The sequence below is a fragment of the Comamonas testosteroni genome (genome assembly GCF_000761245.1).
Classification (GTDB): Bacteria; Pseudomonadota; Gammaproteobacteria; order Burkholderiales; family Burkholderiaceae_C; genus Comamonas; species Comamonas testosteroni_C.
In genome coordinates this window covers 224664-246185 of sequence record NZ_AWOR01000068.1, presented here as the reverse complement: position 1 = coordinate 246185, position 21522 = coordinate 224664, and the positions used below count along the sequence as shown (strand labels likewise).

Genomic DNA, 21522 nt, shown 5'->3' with positions numbered 1-21522 from the left:
GGCGCAGCCCCGATGGCGGGGCTGGCGCTGCTTACTGCATCACGTTCATGACGGCCAGCGTCATGGTTTCCACGCCGGTCTTGAACGTGGGTTCGGGTTCTGGGGCGAAGAAGGGTGAGTGATTGAAGGGCAGCGGCTTGCCGCCGGGCTGGCTGGCCTCGGCCACCTTCTTGGGGTCGTACACGCCCAGGGTGTAGAACATGGATGGCACACCCTGATTGATGAAGTCCGAGAAATCTTCGCTGGCCGTGATGGGTGAGATGGGGATCACATTGCGGTCGCCGAGTGCGGCCTTGAACAGCTTGACCGTGCGGCCTACCAGTGCCGCGTCATTGACCACGGCATCCGAGCCCTTGACCAGCTTGACCTCGGGTGCAGGAGCGCCCGACATGGCGGCTTCGGCCTTGGCCGTGCGCTCAATGCCTTCGTGCATTTTTGTGCGCACCTCGCTCTTGTAGCTGCGGATTGTTCCGAGCAGCCGCGCCTGGTCGGGAATGATATTGCCCGCGCTGCCCGAGTTGAAGGCGCCCACGGTGACCACGCCGAACTCCATGGGATCTTTTTCGCGGCTGATCACGCCTTGCACGTCCACCACAAAGCGCGAGGCCATGAGCACGGGGTCTATGCCTTTGTCGGGCATGGAGCCATGGCTGCCGCGGCCGTGAAACGTGATGTCCAGCGAGTCCGAGTTGGAGGTCGCCGCCCCGGCCACATAGCCCACCGTGCCATAGGGCATGGAGCCGGTGTGCAGCGCAAAGGCGTAGTCGGGCTTGCCGAACTTCTGGAACAGGCCGTCGGCCAGCATGGCCTTGGCACCGGTCACGGTTTCCTCGGAGGGCTGGGCCACGAACATCAGCGTTCCCTTCCATTGGTTCTTCAGGCCCAGCAGCGCCTGGGCCGTGCCCAGCCAGCTGGTCATGTGCATGTCATGGCCGCAGCTATGGGCGACAAAGCTCTCCTTGCCGTTGTACTGGGCCTTGGCCTTGCTTGCATAGGGCAGGCCGGTTTTTTCCTCCATGGGCAGGGCGTCCAGCTCGGTGCGCACCATGACGGTGGGGCCCGCGCCATTGCGATAGATGGCGACCAGGCCGGTCTTGCCGATGCCTTCGGTGACCTCAAAGCCCAGCTTGCGCATCTCGGCCGCCAGCTTGGCGGCGGTGCGCGTTTCCTGGAAGCCCAGCTCGGGGTTGGCATGCAGGTCTTCGTAGATGCCGCGCATCTGCGGATACATCTGGGCGATCAGCTGCTGCAGCTGGGGCTTGAGCGGCTGGGGGTCCAGCTCCGCGGCCTGGGCCGAGCCCAGAGTGAAGGCCAGCGTGGCGACGGCGCAGAACTTGCGGGTAAGGCTAGGGTGCATATGGGGTCTGTGGTTGGCATCAAACAGAGGCGGCCATTGAAGACCGCGCTTTCAGACTAGGAGCATGTCCGGCCCGGAATGAAGAGGGGCAACCCGCAAATGGCACCGTGAATAGCGATGGCACAAGGCTTTTCCTGCGCAGGCCCGGGATAATCCGCTCCCATGAATACCTCCACCAGCGCCGCCCAGGCCTCTGATTCCACCGCTTTCTCGGCGCTGCCCCTGTCCCCAGAAATGCTGGCCAACCTCCAGCAGCTCGGCTATGCGCAGATGACGCCCATCCAGGCCGCCAGCCTGCCGCTGACTCTGCAGGGCAAGGACTTGATCGCCCAGGCCAGCACCGGCAGCGGCAAGACGGCTGCCTTCGGCCTGCCCATGGTCGATCGCCTGAACCCGCGCTGGTTTGCCGTCCAGGCCCTGGTGCTGTGCCCCACGCGGGAGCTGGCCGACCAGGTCGCCACCGAGATCCGCCGCCTGGCGCGCGCGCAGGACAATATCAAGGTCGTCACCGTCTATGGTGGCGTGCCCTCGCGCAACCAGATCGCCTCGCTGGAAAACGGCGCGCACATCGTCGTTGGCACACCCGGGCGCGTGATGGATCTGATGGAGCGCGGCAAGCTCGACATCGGCAACCTCAAGACCCTGGTGCTGGACGAGGCCGATCGCATGCTGGACATGGGCTTTCTCGGCGACATCGAAACCGTGGTGCGCCAATGTCCGGCGGATCGTCAGACCCTGCTGTTCTCGGCCACCTACCCTGAAGGCATTGCCTCGCTGGCCCAGCGTTTCATGCGTGACCCGCAGACCGTGAAGGTGGCTGCGCAACATAGCTCCAACAAAATCGAGCAGCGCTGGTACGAAGTCGGTGCCCGCGAGAAGGTGGCGACCGTGGCCAAGCTGCTGGCCCACTTCCGCCCCGAATCGACGATTGCTTTCTGCAACACCAAGCAGCAATGCCGTGACGTGGTCAATGCGCTGCAGGCCGAAGGTTTCAGTGCGCTGGCGCTGTTTGGCGAGCTGGAGCAGCGCGAGCGCGACGAAGTACTGGTGCAGTTTGCCAACAAGAGCTGCAGCGTGCTGGTCGCCACCGATGTGGCGGCGCGCGGCCTGGATATTGCCGATCTGTCGGCCGTGATCAATGTGGACGTGACGCCGGATTCCGAAGTGCATATCCACCGCATCGGCCGCACGGGCCGCGGCGATGCCGAAGGGCTGGCGCTGAATCTGGTGTCCATGGACGAGATGGGCAGCGTGGGCAAGATCGAGCAGCTGCAAGGCCGGGCTTCGCAGTTCTTCCCCGTGGACGAGCTCACGCCCGCCGCCGGTGGCGAGCTGCTGCCGCCCATGATGACCATCCAGATCATCGGCGGGCGCAAGGAAAAGATCCGCGCCGGCGACGTGATGGGCGCCATGTGCGCCGACTTCGGCTACAGCCGCGACCAGATCGGCAAGATCAGCGTCAACGACTTTTCCACCTATGTGGCAGTGGATCGCAAGATCGCCTCGGCGGCCTGCGCCAGGCTCAATGCAGGCAAGGTCAAGGGCAAGACCGTGAAGGCGCGGCTGCTCTAAGCATCAGCCATCCGGTTGATCTCCAGCGCCTGTTCACAAAGCGCGGGATGCTCGCAAAAAAGCCTTCTCGGTGACGAGAAGGCTTTTTGCTTTGGAACGGCACTTCAGCCCTTGGCGAAGAACAGTCCTGCCATCACCAGCCCGGTGGCCACAATGCCCCAGCGCAGGACATGGGGCGCGATCTTGCGCGCCACGCGGGCCCCCAGATAGCCGCCCAGGGTGGCGGCCGCCATCATGACGAGGGCCAGCCTCCACTCCACAATGCCGCCCACGGCGTAGATCACCACGGCAATCGCCGTCAGCAGGGCCGAGACCAGGTTCTTCATGCCGTTCATGGCGTTGAGCGAGGTCTGGCCCAGCAGGCCGAACAAGGCCAGCAGCAAAATGCCCAGGCCGCCGTTGAAGTAGCCGCCATAGATGGCCACGATCAGCATGCCTGCAGCGGCCTTGGCCGCCGATGGGGTGGCGTGAGCGGCATTCTTGCCCGCAGCCCAGGCGCGCAGCTGCGGGCCGAAGGCGAACATGGCGGTGGCGGCCAGCAGCAGCCAGGGCACGACCTTGCGGAAGGTGGCGTCGGGCGTGAACAGCAGCAGCGCCGCACCCGCAGAGCCGCCGATCAGGGACAGCGCCACCACCTGTTTCATGGACAGGCCCGGCGGGGACTGCATATCGTCCTTGAAGCCCCAGGCGCCCGCCATATAGCCCGGCAGCAGGGCCACGGTGCCCGTGGCATTGGCAATCACGGGCGGCACGCCGGTGAAGACCAGCGCGGGAAGGGTCAGAAAGCTGCCGCCGCCGGCGACCGCGTTGAGCGCGCCGGCCGTGAAAGCTGCGGCCAGCAAAAGGGCGAGGTGGCCCAGGTTCTCCATGTTCTTGTCTCCTGATTTTCTCTGTCGGCTTTGCGCCTTGTTGTCGGCGTCGATCTTAGGCGATGGCCTGTGTCGCCTCTTTTTCTTCTTCTGTCGTGGTTAATTATTTTTGGAAATAAAAGAATGTGAAAACAGTATTTTGAGGAATAAGTGATTGTTTTGACAATCAACTCCTTAGTTAAGGAGTTTTGCCGTGAATCTGCCCCGTTTCCTCTCCCGCACCGTTTGGGCCTTGCTGGCCGCAAGCGGTGTATCGGGCGCAGCCATGGCCCAGCAGCCGGAGTTTCCGGCGCGCTCCGTCAAGCTGGTGGTGGCCAACGGTCCGGGCAGCGCTCCGGATCTGCTGGCCCGTCAGGTGGGCCAACTGGTGGGCAGGGACTGGAAGCAGGCCATCGTGGTGGAAAACAAGGGCGCGGCCGGCGGTGTCTCGGCCGTGGACTCCGTGGTCAAGGCCCAGCCCGATGGCTACACCTTGCTGGTGGGCGGCGACAGCGCCATCACCATCATGCCCAATGTGCAGCGCAATCTTCCCTATGACGTCAAGAACGATCTGGTGCCGGTGACCAAGCTGGGCCAGTCCGACTTTGTTCTGGTGGCCAATCCCAGGAAGGGCTTCAAGACCTTGCAGGACTTTGTGGCCTACGCCAAATCCCACCCGGGCAAGATCAACTACGCCTCCTCGGGCACGGGCGGCGCCCAGCACCTGGCCATGGAGCAGTTCAAGCAGCGCGCAGGCTTTTTCGCAACGCATATTCCCTATCGCGGCGGTCCCCAGGGCCTGCAGGATGTGCTGGCCGGCCAGGTCGATGTGATGCTGATTGCGATCGCTCCGGCGCTGACCCAGATCCAGAGCGGCAAGCTCACGGCACTGGCCGTCTCCGGCCTGCAGCGTCACGCGCTGCTGCCCCAGGTGCAGACCCTGGCCGAGAGCTACAAGGGCTTTGAGGCCGGCGCCTGGTTCGGCCTGTTCGCACCCAAGGGCACGCCGGCTGCCGTGGTCCAGACCATCGCCCAGGACACCGACAAGGCGCTCAAGGACCCCGAGCTGCGCAAGAGCCTGCTGCAGCAGGGCATCACTCCCGTGGGCGAAGGTCCGCAGGTCTTTGTCAAACAGATCAAGACCGAAGATGTGCGCGTGGCTCAATTGGTGCGCCGCATCGGTCTGAGCGTCGAGTAAACAGCGTTACGCCCCAGTAAAAAAGCGGCCGAGTGCCGCTTTTTTTGTTTGCTGCTTGCCTGTAGGGCAGGGTCAGAAGCGGTAACGCAGGCCGATCGAGATTTCGCTGGCCGTCAGTTTGGCGTGCATCTGCTCGTCCTGCAGGCCGCGGACATTGGCGAAGTTGTTGGCGCCGCTCTTGGTCTTGCCCATGTCGACATAGCGCCAGCCCAGGTCGATGCTGACCTTGGGTGCGGGCGTATAGGTGACGCCAAAGCCCACGGCGTAGGCCAGATTGTTCTGGGACGCACTGAAATACTGGCGGCCAGGGTTGCCTTGCCAGCCGCTGGACTGCAGGTGCGCCAGGCCAAGGCCCGCAGTGCCGTACAGCGAGAACTGATTGTTCAGCGGGAAATCCTTGTACGCATTGACCATCAGACGCTGTGAGCGGATCTGGTGGTGGTTGAAGCTGGTGGGGAAACGAGTGGATCCGCTGGTGAACTCATTGTTCTTGGGTATGGTGTACTCGGCTTCTACACGCCAGTTCGACGGGAGCTGATAACCCAGGGCCAGAGAGGCGCCGGTGGCGGTATTCGACTCGTCGCCAGGCACGAACTGGCCCAGGCCGGGGCGGGCGCTGGAGTCCATGTCGTGGGCTTCGTAGCGGGCGGAGTTGATGCGCAGTGCGCCGTAGTAATTGTCGGCGGCAAAGGCGCTGCCGGTGGCAGCCAGAATCAGCAAAGGGATGATGCGTTGGGTTTTCACAGAGAGTCCTTGGCCCGATGACTTCAGCAGGTGCCACACCCTGGCCAGGATGGCCCGTGTTAGGCAGATGCTTCATGCAGGGACGGACTCAACTGTAGAAAAGCGCCGGCTGGGCGTCCATGCGGTAGGCTACGCAGCTACCTCGGTAGAACTACCGAGTGCTGTCCTTGACCGGAGTTGCGATGGCTTACTGAGCGTACGGATCCTCGTAACCCATCTCCTTCATGATGTCGGTCTCGTAGGCCTCCATCTCCTCGGCGTCTTCCTCGCTGGTCTCATGGTCCCAGCCCTGGGCATGGAGCGTGCCATGCACCAGCAGATGGGCGTAATGCTCTTCCAGCGTCTTGTTCTGCTCCTGGGCCTCGCGCTCCACCACGGGGGCGCAGAGCACCAGGTCGGCCATCACGCTAGGCTCCTGCTGATAGTCGAAGGTCAGCACATTGGTCGCGTAGTCCTTCTGGCGGTACTCGCGGTTGAGCTTGCGGCCTTCCTCGGCATCGACGATGCGCACCGTGATCTCGGCATCCACGGCCAGGGCATGGCGGATCCAGCGCGTGACGCGGCTGCGGCTCAGCAGTTCGCGGTGGGCGGCGGCCTCGGTGCTGGGGCCGAATTGCAGCGATAGTTGCAGTTGATTCAAGGTCATTTTGGCTTTTAGCCCTTATGAAACAAGCGCCAGTAGCTATTGATTTTGATTAAAGCTCGTCGGCCGTGGGCAGCGAGCGGGCTGTGCGCGGGCTGCTGGTGCGGTGCTTGGGCGCCGAAGTGCCTTCGGACACGCGCCCGCGTGCATCGTAGGCGTCCACGATGCGAGCCACCAGAGGGTGGCGCACCACGTCGGCGCTGGTGAAGTGGTTGATGGAGATGCCCTTGACACGCCTGAGCACGCGCTCGGCATCGACAAGTCCGCTGGGCGCTCCCTTGGGCAGGTCGACCTGGCTCACGTCGCCCGTGACCACGGCCTTGGCGCCGAAGCCGATGCGGGTCAGAAACATCTTCATCTGCTCGGGCGTGGTGTTCTGCGCCTCATCCAGGATCACGAAGGCGTTGTTCAGCGTGCGTCCGCGCATGAAGGCCAGCGGCGCGATCTCCAGCGCATTGCGCTCGAAGGCCTTCTGCACCTTCTCGTAGCCCATCAGATCGTACAGCGCGTCGTACAGCGGGCGCAGGTAGGGGTCCACCTTCTGCGTCAGGTCGCCGGGCAGAAAGCCCAGGCGTTCGCCGGCTTCCACGGCGGGCCGGGTCAGCACGATGCGCTGCACGGCGCTGCGCTCCAGCGCATCCACGGCGCAGGCCACGGCCAGATAGGTCTTGCCCGTGCCGGCCGGGCCGATGCCGAAGCTGATGTCGTGGTTGGCGATGTTTTCCAGATACAGCGCCTGGTTGGGCGTGCGGGCACGCAGATCGGCGCGGCGCGTGGTCAGCTGCGGTGCCGTCAGATTGGCCTCCAGCATCTCGACATCGCCGGCCAGCATGAGCTGAAGCGTATCCTCGGCAATCACGTAGTCGGCGATCTCATAGAGAGCCTGCAGCAGCTCCAGCGCTTCATTGGCCTTGGCCTTGGGGCCGTCGATCTTGAACTGCTCGTGACGGTGAGCGATCTTGACGCCCAGCGCGACTTCGATGGTGCGCAGATGCGCATCCGCCGGGCCGCAGATATGGGTCAGGCGCGTATTGTTATGGGGAGTGAAGGTGTGGCGCAGGATCACGCGGATAATTTCTCAAAAGAATCGCCGCACGGTGCGGCAAAGGATTTCAATGATAGGCAAATTGACTGGAACGCTGCTGGAAAAAAACCCGCCCGAAGTCCTGGTGGACTGCGCCGGCGTGGGCTATGAGGTGCAGGTGCCCATGAGCACCTTCTACAACCTGCCCGCCAACGGCGCCAAGGTGGCCCTGCTGACCCATTTCGTGGTACGGGAAGACGCCCAGCTGCTGTTCGGCTTCGGTACTGCCCGCGAGCGTCAGACTTTCCGCGAACTCATCAAGATCACCGGCATAGGACCGCGCATGGCATTGGCCGTGCTCAGCGGCATGAGCATCGATGATCTCGCGGACGCGGTATCGCAGCAGCAAGCAGGGCGATTGGTCAAGGTACCCGGCATCGGCAAGAAAACCGCCGAGCGTCTGCTGCTGGAGCTCAAGGGCAAGATCGGCGCGGATACCGGCGCTCAGTCGCTGTTTGCCAATAACAACGAGCAAAACGATATCCAGCAGGCACTGATGGCGCTGGGCTACTCCGATAAGGAAGCTTCGGCCGCCCTCAAGAAACTCCCACCCGATGTAGGGGTGAGCGAGGGCATTAAGCTCGCGCTCAAGGCTTTGACCAAATAGCTTCGCTGGCCTTGTGCCAGCCCGATCGTGAACTGCAGGAGAACACGATATGCATGGGTGGAAACAGGGCAGACGCATTCCCTCCCGGTGCGCAAGCCTGGTGCTGGTGGTACTGACGGCTTGCGGCGGCGGCGGTGGAGGCAGTGTTCCGGACCCCGGTCCCGGCCCTGGCGGAGGGGGCGGGGGCGGAGGTGGCAATGGTGCGATCATTGGCGGCTCGCCAGAGATCACTCCCCCTTCGGGTCCGCCCATGGCCAATGTGCTGGATTCACTGATCGTGCCTGCTGCCCAGGCTGCGGCGGCGACCAGAAGCGTGACGGTGGCATCCGTGGCGGTGCGGCCCAAGGCCGTCAGCCTGGCGTTGCCGCAGTGGAGCGACGCACCTTCGCCGGTCATGCCCATGCCCGGCCTGCCCATGCAGATCGGAGCGCCGCGCGAGCTGTCTTCGCTGCAGTCCGCAGGCGATATGGCGCGCACGCTGCACTGGTCCCAGACCCCGGAGGGCGCTCAGGTGGCAGCGATCAGCATCACCTCGGCCGGTGCCCATGGCCTGCGGCTGGGCCTGGTGGTCGATGCCATGCCCGATGCCGCCGAACTCAGGCTGTACCGCAAGGATCGCAGCAAGACCGGGTTCGAGACCACGGGCCAGGCCATCAACGAGGCCATTGCACGCAACCGCCGCGTCGACGGCGACACCCGGGCGGCCGGCATCTGGTGGACCCCCGATCTGGGAGCCGATGAGGTCACGCTGGAGATTGCACTGCCTGCGGGATTGCCGACATCGCAGCTGCGCATTGCCATTCCCACGCTCACCCATGCCTATGTCAACCTGGCCCTGCCCACGGAGCTGGAGCTGCGCGATAGCCTCGTGCCCAGAAATGTGGGAGATGCCGCGGGTTGCGAGCTCGATGCCAGCTGCGCCGATCAGTACGCCACCGAGCGCAATGCCGTGGCGCGCATGACCTATGTGGGCTCCGACAACCGCTACTACTACTGCACAGGCTCCCTGCTGAACAACACACGGCGCGATTACACGCCGTATTTCCTGTCGGCCAATCACTGCATCTCGACCCAGGCATCGGCCACCTCGCTGCGCACGGACTGGTTCTTCCGTTCGGCCGGCTGCAACAGCTTCGAGCCCAATGCCCAGACCACGGCGCTGCAGCGCGGTGCCACCTTGCTGTATGCGACGGCGGCGCACGATGCCACGCTGATGCGGCTCAATGATGCAGCGCCCGCCGGTGCGACGCTGGCCGGCTGGGATGCGAGAGGAACGGCAGTGACGGGGACGGCCATCTACGGCCTGCATCACCCGCAGGGCGATTTGCTCAAATACAGCGAAGGGCAGGTGCAGAGCTACCGAAACTGCAGCTTGAGCGCCGGCAGCATCACCTGCAACCCAGGCAATGCCCAGAGCGATTTCGTGAACGTCGGCTGGAGCAAGGGCGTGACCGAAGGCGGCAGCAGCGGCTCGGCCATGTTTGCGGGCGGTCGCGTCGTGGGCACGTTGTCCGGCGGCAGCAGCTCGTGCACGGTCAGCGGCGGCTCCGACGTCTACAGCCGCTTCGACCGGACCTTCAGCAGCCAGATCGGGAACTGGCTGGCACAGTGATGGAGGGCCGGGCCGGGCCGGGCCGGGCTATTTCCCCTGCAGCTGCCTGACGGCTGCCTTGGTCTGCTCCACATGGGCCAGCGGGTCGCTGCTGACGAGGGCGAACTTCACCTTGCCGTCCTGGCCCACCACATAGGAGATGCGGTCGGCCATGGCCGGGTTGGCGGCAGCCCCTGCGTCATAGGCCCTGATGGTGACGGCCCGAGGGTCCGAGGCCACGGCAAACTGGTCGCGGCAGGCTTCGATGGAAAAGCGCTTGAGGGTGTCGATATCGTCATGCGACATGCCAACCACCGTGGCTTTCATGGCAGCGAACTGGGGCGTGGCTTCGGCAAAGGCATGGGCTTCCAGCGTGCAGCCCTGGGTGAAGGCCTTGGGGAAGAAATACAGCACCACCGGCCCTTTCTTGAGCGCCTCGGCCATATCGAAGTCAAAGGCCTTGCCGGCCACGGCGGCGGGCGTCTTGAAGCTCGGGGCCGCATCGCCGGGCTTGAGCGCGGCCTGGGCCGAGACGGACAGGCAAAACAGGGCGGCCGTGCAGGCCAGGGTGTGAATACGCATGAAAAAGCTCCTGAGGTCTTTGCCGCCATTGTGCGCAAAGCCCGGGGCCGAGCGTCCAGCCGGCTGTGCTGCAACTGTGGGATTTTGTTCGCCCCTGTATTTTTAATCAGTGCTTCGGCCGAGCTTGGGGCACAATTGCCGCCATGACGATTCATGTGGACGAATTTGCGGCCAGCCCCGCACCTGCACGCAAGGCCAAAAGCGCGGCCGCCGACCCCGAGGCGGTTGCGCCGCGCATGGTCTCGGCCGGGCATTCGTCCCAGGGCGAAGAGGCGCTGGAACGCGCTCTGCGCCCCAAGCAGCTCGACGAATATGTGGGCCAGGCCAAGGCGCGCGAGCAGCTCGAGATCTTTATCGGCGCGGCCAAGAAGCGCAGCGAGGCCCTCGATCATGTGCTGCTGTTCGGCCCGCCGGGCCTGGGCAAGACCACGCTGTCCCACATCATCGCGGCCGAGCTGGGCGTGAACCTGCGCCAGACCAGCGGCCCGGTGCTGGAAAAACCCAAGGATCTGGCGGCGCTGCTCACCAATCTCGAGCCCAACGATGTGCTGTTCATCGACGAGATTCACCGCCTGAGTCCGGTGGTCGAGGAAATCCTCTATCCGGCACTGGAGGACTATCAGATCGACATCATGATCGGTGAAGGACCGGCCGCACGCTCCATCAAGCTTGACCTGCAGCCCTTCACGCTGGTGGGCGCGACCACGCGCGCCGGCATGCTCACCAACCCGCTGCGCGATCGCTTCGGCATCGTGGCGCGGCTGGAGTTCTACAGCTCAGAGGAGCTCTCGCGCATCGTCAAGCGCAGCGCAGGCTTGCTCAATGCGCCGATTGACGAGGAAGGCTGCTTCGAGATTGCTCGCCGCTCGCGCGGCACGCCGCGCATTGCCAACCGCCTGCTGCGCCGCGTGCGCGACTATGCCGATGTCAAGGGCGACGGCCGCATCACGCGCGAGATCGCCGACAAGGCGCTGGCCATGCTCGATGTGGACCCTCAGGGCTTTGACATCATGGACCGCAAGCTGCTCGAGGCCGTGGTGCATCGCTTCGATGGCGGCCCGGTCGGTCTCGACAATATCGCCGCCAGCATTGGCGAGGAGTCGGGCACCATCGAGGATGTGATCGAGCCCTATCTGATCCAGCAGGGCTTTTTGCAGCGTACGCCGCGCGGGCGCATGGCCACGCAGGCCGCCTATCGCCATCTGGGCCTGCAGGCTCCCGCAGACGATACGGCCGCGTAGGCAAGGCAACGACGCAAAAATCGGCTCGCCCCAAGCGAGAGACGGCCAGTAGGGGCCGCCCAGGCGAGGGCGTCGTCCCCCTCCGGGGGCGACGTGCAACGGGAAGCCGCAAAGCGGCTCAGGGGGGTCAATTATTCTGCGGTCCGGCGTTCCAGAAGGCCTGCAGCACGCCGGGCAAGGCTTCGATCTGCGTGACCACCTGGTCCAGCTCCTCGGCATGCACGGCCGTGGCGAACAGCTCGGCCTCGATTTCGGTGTTGTGCGGCGGGATCTCGTGCTTTTCGACTGCGCGTACCGGGTAGTTGGCCGCCTCCAGCAGCTCCTGCATGCCCTCGCGCACATCGGCCTGGGCTTGCTGGCCGCAGATCACATAGACATAGTAGGTGGCCTCGCTGGCATGCTCGGCCACAGGGTGGCGGTTGATGTAGTTGACCACGGGGCGCAGCAAGGTGTTGCTGGCCAGCACGAACAAGGTGGCAATGCCGGCCTCGGGCAGCAGACCCGCGCCCGCACAGGCGCCCACGGCGGCCGAGCCCCACAGCGTGGCGGCGGTGTTCAGTCCCGTGATGTTGGCGCCTTCCTTCATGATGGCGCCGGCGCCCAGAAAGCCCACGCCCGAAACCACATAGGAGATGACGCGCGTGGCGCCGTCCGCTCCCGAGACGCGCATGGCCAGGTCGACGAACACGGCCGCGCCCACGGCGACCAGAGTATTGGTGCGCAGGCCCGCCGTGCGCTGGCGTATCTGGCGCTCAAGGCCGATGATGCTGCCGCAGACAAAGGCCACGACAAGGCACAGCACTGTGTTCAGCGTGGCGAGCAGATTGAAGTTCTGTAGGGATTGCATGAAGTTCCGATTGTTATTGGTTATGGATCGGTGTCTGGGTTCATGAAGCATGCGACCCGGGCTGGCGCGCCTGCCCCGCAGGGCAGACGCGAAGCGGTCGGGAGCTTACCAGCCGTACTTGCGGATATAGACGCGCTTGAGCAGCGTCGTCAGCACAGCATAGGCCAGCAATATGACGATGAGCCAGGGGAAATAGCCGAGCGGCAGGGCTTGCAGCTTGAAATTCTCGGCCAGCGGGCCCATGGGCAGGAAGATGCCTATGGCCATGATGGCCGCCGTGGTGGCCAGCAAGGGCCAGGAGGCACGGCTTTGCACAAAGGCAATCCTGGGCGTGCGGATCATGTGCACGATCAGCGTCTGCGTCAGCAGCCCCACCACGAACCAGCCCGACTGGAACAGGCTTTGGTCTGCGGCCGTGCTGGCATGGAAGACGAACCACATCAGCGCGAAGGTGAGCACGTCGAACAGCGAGCTGATGGGGCCGAAGAAGAGCATGAAGCGACCCAGGTCCTGAGGGTTCCAGCGCAGCGGCCGCGCGACCATTTCCTCGTCCACGTGGTCGAAGGGAATGGCGATCTGCGACAGGTCGTAGAGCAGGTTCTGCATCAGCAGCTGCATGGGCAGCATGGGCAGAAAGGGGATGAAGGCCGAGGCAATCAGCACCGAGAACACGTTGCCGAAGTTGGAGCTGGCCGTCATGCGGATGTACTTGAGCATATTGCTGAAGGTGCGGCGTCCTTCGAGTACGCCCTGCTCCAGCACCATCAGGCTTTTCTCCAGCAAGATGATGTCGGCTGCTTCGCGGGCGATGTCCACGCCACTGTCGACGCTGATGCCGATATCGGCAGCGCGAAGCGCGGGCGCGTCATTGATGCCGTCGCCCATGAAGCCCGTGACATGGCCGTTGGCGCGCAGCGCACGCACGATGCGTTCCTTGTGCAGCGGCGTCAGGCGGGCGAACAGCAGGTGTGACTCCACCGTGCGGCGCAGCTGCTCCTCATCCATGGCTTCGATGTCGTTGCCGACAATCGCCTCGTCCACCTGCAGGCCCACGTCGCGGCAGACCTTGCGTGCCACCAGCTCGTTGTCGCCCGTCAGCACCTTGACCGTCACCCCATGCTGCAGCAGCGCAGCAATGGCGGCCTGGGTGGATTCCTTGGGCGGGTCGAGAAAGGCCACATAGCCGATCAGGGTCAGTCCGGACTCGTCGGCGATGCCGTAGGTGTTCTTGTCGGGCGGCACTTCCTTCATGGCCACGGCCACCACGCGCAGCCCCTCGCTGTTCAGGCCTTCGGTGACGGCGCGCACCTGCTCGCGGCGTTGCGGCGTCAGGGTCTGCACGGTCTCGCCGTCTGGCCCGCTGTCCCGGATATGCGTGCAGGCCTGCAGGATCTCCTCGACCGCGCCCTTGCAGATCAGCTCATGGTGGTGGTCGCGCTCGGCCACCACCACGGACATGCGCCGGCGCTGGAAGTCGAACGGAATCTCGTCGACCTTGCGGTAGTCCTCGTTGACATGCAGCCGCGTGTTCAGCTCCACATGCTCGAGCACGGCACGGTCCAGCAGGTTCTTGAGCCCGGTCTGGTAGTAGCTGTTGAGGTAGGCGAACTGCAGCACCTCGTTACTGGGGCGGCCCTGCACATCGGTGTGGCGCTCCAGCGCGATGCGGTCCTGGGTCAGCGTGCCGGTCTTGTCGGTGCACAGCACGTCCATGGCACCGAAGTTCTGGATCGCGTCCAGGCGCTTGACCATCACCTTTTGGCGCGACAGCACCACGGCGCCCTTGGCCAGCGTGGAGGTGACGATCATGGGCAGCATCTCGGGCGTCAGGCCCACGGCCACCGACAGCGCGAACAAAAAGGCCTCGGCCCAGTCGCCCTTGGTGTAGCCGTTGATGAACAGCACCACGGGCACCATCACGGCCGCAAAGCGGATCAGCAGCCAGCTGACGCTGTTCACGCCCTGCTCGAAGGCGGTGGCCGTGCGGTCCTGATGCGTGATGCGCGCCGCCAGCGTGCCGAAATAGGTCTGGTTGCCCGTGGCGACGACCACGGCCATAGCCGAGCCAGAGACCACATTGGTTCCCATGAAGAGCAGGTTGCCGGCTTCCAGCAACTGGCCTGACTGCAGCGCGGCGAGGGTGCGCGCATCCTTTTCCACGGGCAGCGATTCGCCGGTCATGGCTGCCTGGCTCACGAACAGGTCCTTGGCGGAGAGCAGGCGGCAGTCGGCCGGGATCATGTCGCCGGCCGACAGGGCCACGATGTCTCCGGGCACCAGCTCGCGCATGGGCAGCTCGGACAGCGAGGTGTCATGGCCGCCGCCGCTGTCGCGAAAGTCTGCGGCCGGTGCATCGGGTCTGCGGCGCACGGTGACGCGGTTGCTGACCAGGGCCTGCAGGCGCGCGGCGGCGCGCCGGGAGCGCCCCTCCTGGACAAAGCGCAGCAGCGTGGACAGCAGCACCATGCTGGCGATGACGATGGTGGCTTTTTCGTCCTCGGTGACATAGGAGACCACGGCCAGCAGCGTCAGCAGCAGGTTGAAGGGGTTGCGGTAGCAATGCCACAGGTGCTGCCATGCGGGCAGCGGCTTTTCATGCGCGACCTCGTTGGGCCCATGGCGCAGCTGGCGCTGCTGGACCTGCTCGGGGCTCAGGCCCCGGCTCGATGTCTCCAGCTGCTGCAGCAGCGCAGACACGGGGCTGCAGGCGGCGGATTGCAGGGCCTGTACCTGTGCCGGTGGCACGGTGACGGCGGTGGAGGGGCCGCCAGCGGGCATCGGCCGACGCCCGAAGAGGCCGGCCAGGCGGTGGCTGTGCAAAAAGGCCCGGAACAGGTTTTTGAGGGTTCGCATCACGGCCTCCTGTCAGTGCAAAGTCTTGCTGGAGGTGCCCAATCGCGTCCAGGGCTGCTGCGCCTGGCTGGCGCGCAACTGGTTGTCGATGCGGCTGCGCTGATCGCGGGTCAGCAGCGACAGCGCATCGGCGCGCTGGCGGATGCTGAGATTGGCCATGGCGCTGGCCATGAGGGGCGCTCCATGGCGGTCGACCAGGTGGCGCAGCACGTCGGTGCGGCGCTCTGTCAGTGCCGAGATCACGGCATGGGTCAGGCCATGGTGGCGGGTGGTGTCATTGAGGCGGGGGGCGGGGCTGCGTTGCAGCACGCGCAGCCAGGAGAGGCGTTGCATGGGCATACTCCTTGGGGTGGCCCGGGAGCTGCCCGCCGCTGCTACTGCATCAGGCGTCCAGCCCCGGGACGGGGTTCCAGTCCCTGCGCGCAGCCATCAGGGTCACACGCAGGCCAATGGCTTGACAGCGCGCCGTACGGGGCGCGCTGCAAGATCGACTAGGGTCGGGATCCATACGTGTTCCTTGGTTAAAAGTGAATGAAATACGGGCTGGAGCCGGTCCGCGATGGGGCGGCTCAGCGCACGTTGCGGCTGCTCAGAAAGCTGCGGATGCGATGCGTAGGCCAACTGGTCAGTGCATCGAGCTCCAGCGTCTGTTCCAGCGCTTGCGGCAAGGCTGCCGGTGCGGCGGGCGCTGCCTGGCGGGGCGTGGCGCGGGCGCGCAGCAGCAGAGGGCGCAGCTGGTGCAGAGAGTGGGTCAGGCGGTTGCTCATGGCGTTCTCCTCATCGGTTGAGGGAGCGGGCCAGGCGGCAGCGCGGCACAAACGTTTTGGCGCGGCCATGAACCGACGGGAAGCCGGAGCGGATGGCGGCGCGAAAACTCAGTGATGAGCAGAGCTTGCGAGCTTGAGGGCTCTACCCGTGCTGCGCACGGCGGGCCGCCCCGAACGTCGGGAAGCCAAACAGCAAGTTGCGAGGGGCGCGGGGCAATGGATGCGGGGCGGTCGATGACGACTCCCGATCCGGGGGAGTCTGTCAGTCGGCCAGCTTCGCAGCCATTGCGGCGTGCGATAAATCACTGGTTGAACTGGCACTGTCCACGTGGGGACTCCTGAAATTGCGATCTCTCGATTATCGGCCCAGACCGGGCCCAGGGTCAACCCTAGGTGGCTTTCAGTTGCAATTGTGCCGGGGCCTGGCGGGTTGCAGGCTCGGCCCATTGGCGCACACAGCCCCAGACGATCAGGGCCTGCGCGGCGTAATAGCTGCCGAGCACGCTCACCGACGACCAGGGCAGTGGCTGCACAAAACGGTTGATGGCCAGGATGGAGTCGCTGAGCATGAAAAAGCTGGCGCCCAGGGCGGTCAGCAGTGCGGCGCGGCTGCGCAGTTGACGATAGCGTCCCCAGGCCTGGGCCGCCATCAGGGCGATGACACCGACATAGGCGGCCACGGGCAGACGCAGGGCGGCGGGCAGGCCATGGGTCCAGAGAAAGACATACATGGCGGCGCCGATCGCAGCCACCAGCAGCAGTGCGCTGCGGTCGGCAAACCAGGCCACATCAAGCCTGAACAGCGCAACGTAGCAGACATGGGCCAATAAAAAGCTGACCAGGCCGGGAATGAACAGACTGGTTGGCAGCTGTCCGTCCAGCATCAGGAAGACATCGCCGAACATGGAAAAAACAATAGCTGCCAGCAGCAGATGGATATGACTTTTAGGCAGGTTTTGTATTGTTTTTAAGGTCTGGCTTGCGCAAGAAGCTATGCATACGAGAGCGAAAACCATGGTGGCAGGCTTGAACAGCCAATGCCATGGCTGCAGACCGAGCGCCGCTGTGGCCGTGGCCAGTGCACCGCTTTGCAGCATCAGCGCCAGCCACAGGCTGATGCGTCCCTGCATGGCTGCGCCCAGAGCCCATTGCCCGGTGAGCAGCACGCCGAACCAGATCAGATTGGTGGCCAGCGGCGACTGATCGGCATGCCAGAGAAAGACCGAAGTGCCCGCAACCAGCGCCGCAAACTGCAGGCCGGCAAACCAGCGCAGCGCAGCGCTCATGGGAGGCGAATAGATGATGCGGTGCTCGTCCAGATCGAAGGCGGGCTTGGGAAAGCGCTGCGCCACATCGGCCGGGCGCCAGCCCGGCGGCTTGAACCAGACACGGACTTTGTCCATCCAGCTGCGTGCGTGCCAGCTGTCATGGGCCAGCTGGCGGTAGACGCTGAAGTTGGCCCACAGCGGGTCCCAGCTCTTGAGCAGGCCGCGCGTGCCGTAGACGCAGGGCTCCTCGTCATCCTCGGTCTTGTAAGTGCCGAAGAGCCGGTCCCAGACGATGAGAATGCCGCCGTAGTTGCGGTCCAGATAGCGCTCGTTGACGGCATGGTGCACGCGGTGATTGCTGGGCGCGCAGAACCAGCGGTCGAACCAACCCAGCTTCTTGACCTGCTCGGTATGCACCCAGAACTGGTAGAGCAGATCGATCAGCCCGACCACGGCAAACACCAGTGGCGGCACGCCGGCCAGGGCCATGGGCAGATAGAAGATCCAGCCCAGCAGCGCGCCGGAGCTGGTCTGGCGCAGCGCGGTGGAGAGGTTGTAGGCCTGGCTTTGGTGGTGCACGGCATGGGCGGCCCAGAGCACGCCCACTTCATGGCCCATGCGGTGCAGCCAGTAGTAGCACAGATCGTAGAACAGCAGGGCCAGCAGCCAGCCCGGCAGGCTGAGCCAGAAGGCATCGGCCTCGATCAGCGCCACATGGCTGGCCACGACGGTGTAGATGCCCAGCGTCAGCAGCTTGGTGAAGACGGCGCTGGTCTGGCTCAGCACGCCCAGGTTCAGCGAGCTGATGGCATCGGCCAGCGCATAGGCATTGCGCCCGCGCCTGAGGCTGATGGCCCATTCCACGGCAATCAATGCAAAAAAGACCGGCGTGGCCAGAACGATGACTTGGCTGGGGGAGAGCATGGTCATCGATTGTGGGCAGGGCGCGGCGTGCGACGCCTCGCATCTTCCCTAGTTGCGGCTCTTGGCGCAGGCTCTCACAACCGTATGCCGCGCTTGTGGATTAACGCACCCCAGCGCCTGTTCTCCACGGCGATAAGCTCGGTGAAGCGTGCCGCATCCAGCGCCAGGATTTCCGCATCGGTGGCTGTCAGCCGCGCGCGCACTTCAGGCATCGCCAGCGCGCGCTGGAATTGCTGGCTCAGCCACTCGACCACCGGCACGGGCGTCTTCGCCGGTGCGGCAATGCCGTACCAGGACTGCACCAGGATATCGGGGTAGCCGGCCTGTGCGATGGTGGGTACCTCGGGCAGCGAGCGCGTGCGCCCTGCGGCGTTGACAGCCAGAGCCCGTACCTTGCCGGACTGGATCAGCGGCAGCACCAGGCTCTGCGAGATTAGCGCGAACTGCAGCAGGCCGGAGCCCAGGTCCAGCAGCGCCGGTGGCTGGCCCTTGTAGCTCACGTTGGTCAAGCGGATGCCGGTGCGCTCGAAGAACAGTTCCTGCGCCAGGTGGATGGAGCTGCCGGTGCCGGGGTTGGCTGCGTTGAACTCGCCCGGTCTGGCGGCAGCCAGTGCGACGAACTCCTTCAGCGTCCTGGCGGGCACCGTGTCGTGCACCACGAACACCGTCGGCGGCGCGGCCAAGCCGCACACCCCCACGAAGTCCCTGCTGCGCGCCTTCATCTCGGGCATCAGGTGCTCGCCCACCGCGAGGATCGGCGCTACGCCCAGCAGTGTGTAGCCGTCGGCCGGGGCCCTGGCCACCGCATCCAGGCCGATGCGGCCATCGGCACCGGGACGGTTCTCGATCACGATGCGTTGCGGCAGCGCGTCGGAAAGCGGGTCGCAGACGGCGCGCAGCACCACGTCGACGACGCCGCCTGCGGGATAGGGCACCACGATGCGGATGGGTCGATCGGGGTAGCCGTCCGGGCTCGGCGCGGTGCCTGCGCGGGCCATGCCGGGCACCAGGCCGGCCAGCAGCAGACGAAGGTGGAATTGCCGACGGTTCATGCTTGTATCTCCGGTTCTAGGCGATGTAACCCGCCATTGATTGCAGGGCCTGGCGTGTCTCGGCCTCCAGGCGGTCCATCACGGCGGCCACGGGTTCGATTCCGCGCAGCCAGTGCACGCTCTGCCCCGCGGCCTCGTACATCAGCGGCCCGATCTGGTGCTGTTCCACCGCTGCCAGCAGATCGCCGGTGAGAGCCTGCTGGTAGGGCATGGACAGTGGCTCGGGTGCGCCGGGCTGTGCCCAGGCGTCGCTGAACGCGCTGCGCAGCACGCGGCAGGGCTTGCCGCTGTGGGCGCGCGTGATCACCGTGTCTTCGCTGTCGGCCGCGATCAGCTTCTTTGCCAGCGCCTGCGGCATCTCGTGCTCGCGCGTGCCCAGCCATAGCGTGCCCAGCCAGGCACCCTGCGCGCCCAAGGCCAGCGAGGCCGCCACCTGCGCCCCGGTGCCGATGCCGCCTGCCGCGATGACGGGCCGGCCCTCGGCTGCAGCCACTATCTGCGGCACCAGCGTGAAGGTGCCGATGGGCCCTGTGTGGCCGCCCGCGTCATAGCCCTGGGCCACCAGGATGTCGGCCCCGGCTGCGATCGCCTTCTGAGCATGGCGCACGCTGCCGACCAGGGCGATGGTGTGCAGGCCGCGCGCCTTGATGCGTGCCAGCGCCTCCACCGGCGTGCCGACGCCGGCGGCAAAGACCTCGATATCGCTGCCCGCAATGGCGTCCACCTGCTCCTCGAACAGGCTCTGCGAGCGCACGTACTGCGAGAAGAAGTTGCCTTCGGTGGCCGGCGGCACGTCGTATTGCTTGAACAGGCCCTGCACGAAATCCCTGTGCCCCTGCGGCAGCGCGGCAGCCACGGCTACGCGGTCGTCGTGTTCGGGCAGGCCGGTGGGCAGCAGCAAGTCCACGCCCACCGGGTGTTCGGGGCACAGTTCGCGCAGCTGGCGCAGCTTCTTCTGCAGCTCATGCGGGCCGTCACGCGCGGCGGCATAGACGCCCAGTCCGCCGGCCTGTGAGATCGCGGCGGCCACTTCGATGCGGTGGGCCAGACCAAAGATGGGCAGGCGTATGCCCAGTCGGCGGCAGAGGTCGTTGGTCAGTGCATTGCTCATGTCCACAGCTCCGGCTCCATGTCCAGGCATGGGTGCTGCGGCAGCGCTGCGGCGCGGCGCAGCACATGGCGGCCGATCAGCGTCTTGTGAATCTCGCTGGTACCTTCGCCGATCTGGTTCATCTTGGCGTCGCGCAGGAAGCGCTCCAGCGGGAAGGCCTTGAGGTAGCCGTTGCCACCCAGCAGTTGCAGGCAGTCGACCACGATGCGCATGCACAGGTCGGTGGCATGCAGCTTGGCGATCGATGCATGGATGGCCACGTCGGCATCGCCTGCGTCGTAGCGCTGCGCGGTGCTGTAGACCAGACAGCGTGCGGCCTCGATCTGGGCCGCCATCTCGGCCACCATCCACTGGATGCCCTGGTGCGCACCCACCGGCTGCCCGAAGACATGGCGCTGGTTGGCGTACTGGGCGGCAATCTGCAGCGCGCCTGCGGCGCGACCCAGCGCGATCGCAGCGTGGCCGATGCGTGCGCGCAGCAATGTGTCCTGTGCCAGCGCCATGCCTTCGCCTTCCTTGCCGAGCAGATGCTCCGGCGCGATGTGCACGTCGTCGAAGCTGACCAGCGCGATCGGCACGCCGTACCAGCCCAGCTTGGGAATCACCGGCGATACCGTGATGCCGGGCGTGTCGCGCGGAACGACGAAGGCGCTCAGTCCGCGGCCGCCGCCGGGTCCGTCGGCCTGGCGCGCCACCACCACGAACATGTCGGCTACGTTGGCGCGCGTGATGAATTTCTTCTGGCCATTGAGCGTCCAGCCGCCCTGCGGCGCCGGCGCATAGTGCGCCCCCAGCCGTGCCACGTCGCTGCCTGCGCCGGGCTCGGTCAGTGCAAAGGCCGACTGTCGCGCGCCGCTGGCCAGGTCGGGGATCAGCGCGCTGCGCAGCGCCTGGCTGCCGCCGGCCACGATGGGGCGCGAGGACAGGTCGGTGCCTGTGACCAGCGAAGCGGCCGTCGAACACACAGACGCTACTTCCTCGATGATGCGCACGCGCAGCATCATCGACGCCTCGCTGCCGCCGTGAACGCGCGGGAATGCGGTGGCGACGATGCCTTCGCGACACAACAGCCGGAAGGTGTCCCAGGCGAAGACGTCCTGCTGCGCCACGCGGTCGGCGTCCGGACCGATGCGCTCGGCCACCAGCGTTTTCACGCGCTCAAGCAGTGCGGTTTCATCGGGCGACAGGTGCACGAGCGGGTGATGGGATTCGGGAATCAACATGGGGTCTCCT

Annotated in this window: 19 protein-coding genes; 5 read left to right on the top strand and 14 right to left on the bottom strand. The window is 65.3% G+C overall.

Annotated features, from left to right (window positions below; genetic code table 11):
* Nucleotides 1–31: 31 nt before the first annotated feature.
* Nucleotides 32–1357 carry an amidohydrolase gene (locus P353_RS20080; protein ID WP_034373546.1) on the bottom strand — a complete coding sequence of 442 codons (1326 nt, stop codon included), beginning with the start codon at nt 1355–1357 and terminating at the stop codon, nt 32–34.
* Between the two features lie 162 nt (nt 1358–1519).
* Here P353_RS20080 and dbpA point away from each other — a divergent pair, with 162 nt between their 5' ends.
* Entirely contained in the window at nt 1520–2929 is a 1410-nt protein-coding gene (dbpA, locus tag P353_RS20075) for an ATP-dependent RNA helicase DbpA (protein WP_034373544.1), read from the top strand.
* A gap of 104 nt (nt 2930–3033) precedes the next feature.
* Here the strand turns inward: dbpA and P353_RS20070 are convergent, their stop codons facing one another.
* Nucleotides 3034–3798 carry a sulfite exporter TauE/SafE family protein gene (locus P353_RS20070; RefSeq protein WP_034373541.1) on the bottom strand — a complete coding sequence of 255 codons (765 nt, stop codon included), beginning with the start codon at nt 3796–3798 and terminating at the stop codon, nt 3034–3036.
* Nucleotides 3799–3991: 193 nt separating this feature from the next.
* On the opposite strand from P353_RS20070, the gene P353_RS20065 reads away from it, so the two are divergent.
* Complete coding sequence (locus P353_RS20065) at nt 3992–4975, top strand: Bug family tripartite tricarboxylate transporter substrate binding protein (protein ID WP_034373538.1); 984 nt, start codon at nt 3992–3994, stop codon at nt 4973–4975.
* A 72-nt stretch (nt 4976–5047) separates the two neighbouring features.
* On the opposite strand, the gene P353_RS20060 is transcribed toward P353_RS20065, so the two are convergent.
* From P353_RS20060 to P353_RS20050, 3 genes are all read right to left on the bottom strand, one after another.
* On the bottom strand, nt 5048–5719 hold the full coding sequence (locus tag P353_RS20060) for an outer membrane protein (RefSeq protein ID WP_034374163.1): 672 nt from the start codon (nt 5717–5719) through the stop codon (nt 5048–5050).
* Between the two features lie 187 nt (nt 5720–5906).
* On the bottom strand, nt 5907–6365 hold the full coding sequence (gene ybeY / locus P353_RS20055) for an rRNA maturation RNase YbeY (RefSeq protein WP_034373533.1): 459 nt from the start codon (nt 6363–6365) through the stop codon (nt 5907–5909).
* Nucleotides 6366–6414: 49 nt separating this feature from the next.
* The gene (locus tag P353_RS20050; protein WP_034373530.1) at nt 6415–7428 is read right to left on the bottom strand and encodes a PhoH family protein; all 1014 of its coding nucleotides are present in this window, start codon (nt 7426–7428) and stop codon (nt 6415–6417) included.
* Nucleotides 7429–7477: 49 nt separating this feature from the next.
* On the opposite strand from P353_RS20050, the gene ruvA reads away from it, so the two are divergent.
* Both ruvA and P353_RS20040 read left to right on the top strand, forming a co-directional pair.
* On the top strand, nt 7478–8053 hold the full coding sequence (ruvA, locus tag P353_RS20045; RefSeq protein WP_034373527.1) for a Holliday junction branch migration protein RuvA: 576 nt from the start codon (nt 7478–7480) through the stop codon (nt 8051–8053).
* A 49-nt stretch (nt 8054–8102) separates the two neighbouring features.
* A complete protein-coding gene (locus P353_RS20040; protein WP_034373523.1) occupies nt 8103–9665 on the top strand; it encodes a trypsin-like serine peptidase in 1563 nt (520 codons plus the stop codon).
* A gap of 27 nt (nt 9666–9692) precedes the next feature.
* Here the strand turns inward: P353_RS20040 and P353_RS20035 are convergent, their stop codons facing one another.
* On the bottom strand, nt 9693–10226 hold the full coding sequence (locus tag P353_RS20035; RefSeq protein ID WP_034373521.1) for a peroxiredoxin: 534 nt from the start codon (nt 10224–10226) through the stop codon (nt 9693–9695).
* 143 nt (nt 10227–10369) lie between these two features.
* Between P353_RS20035 and ruvB the strand changes: the two genes are divergently transcribed.
* Nucleotides 10370–11467, top strand: coding sequence for a Holliday junction branch migration DNA helicase RuvB (ruvB, locus tag P353_RS20030; protein ID WP_034373518.1), 1098 nt, complete (start codon nt 10370–10372; stop codon nt 11465–11467).
* Nucleotides 11468–11594: 127 nt separating this feature from the next.
* Here ruvB and P353_RS20025 read toward each other — a convergent pair whose 3' ends face one another.
* The 8 genes from P353_RS20025 to P353_RS19990 all read right to left on the bottom strand — a co-directional run bounded on the left by P353_RS20025 (nt 11595) and on the right by P353_RS19990 (nt 21512).
* Nucleotides 11595–12314 carry an MgtC/SapB family protein gene (locus P353_RS20025; protein WP_003050868.1) on the bottom strand — a complete coding sequence of 240 codons (720 nt, stop codon included), beginning with the start codon at nt 12312–12314 and terminating at the stop codon, nt 11595–11597.
* 105 nt (nt 12315–12419) lie between these two features.
* Nucleotides 12420–15167: a magnesium-translocating P-type ATPase gene (gene mgtA, locus P353_RS20020; RefSeq protein ID WP_034373516.1), complete on the bottom strand. Its 2748-nt coding sequence runs from the start codon at nt 15165–15167 to the stop codon at nt 12420–12422.
* Nucleotides 15168–15179: 12 nt separating this feature from the next.
* Nucleotides 15180–15500: a hypothetical protein gene (locus P353_RS20015; RefSeq protein ID WP_034373513.1), complete on the bottom strand. Its 321-nt coding sequence runs from the start codon at nt 15498–15500 to the stop codon at nt 15180–15182.
* Nucleotides 15501–15736: 236 nt separating this feature from the next.
* Nucleotides 15737–15934, bottom strand: a complete 198-nt coding sequence (locus P353_RS20010; RefSeq protein WP_034373506.1) for a hypothetical protein — start codon at nt 15932–15934, stop codon at nt 15737–15739.
* 389 nt (nt 15935–16323) lie between these two features.
* Nucleotides 16324–18126 (bottom strand): lysoplasmalogenase family protein, encoded by a 1803-nt coding sequence (locus tag P353_RS20005; RefSeq protein ID WP_034374160.1) that lies wholly within the window; start codon nt 18124–18126, stop codon nt 16324–16326.
* A 74-nt stretch (nt 18127–18200) separates the two neighbouring features.
* Nucleotides 18201–19178, bottom strand: a complete 978-nt coding sequence (locus P353_RS20000) for a Bug family tripartite tricarboxylate transporter substrate binding protein (protein ID WP_034373503.1) — start codon at nt 19176–19178, stop codon at nt 18201–18203.
* 16 nt (nt 19179–19194) lie between these two features.
* Nucleotides 19195–20289, bottom strand: coding sequence for an NAD(P)H-dependent flavin oxidoreductase (locus P353_RS19995; protein ID WP_034373500.1), 1095 nt, complete (start codon nt 20287–20289; stop codon nt 19195–19197).
* Nucleotides 20286–21512, bottom strand: a complete 1227-nt coding sequence (locus P353_RS19990; protein ID WP_034373498.1) for an acyl-CoA dehydrogenase family protein — start codon at nt 21510–21512, stop codon at nt 20286–20288. The genes P353_RS19995 and P353_RS19990 overlap by 4 nt, the downstream gene beginning before the upstream one ends.
* Nucleotides 21513–21522 lie beyond the last annotated feature (10 nt).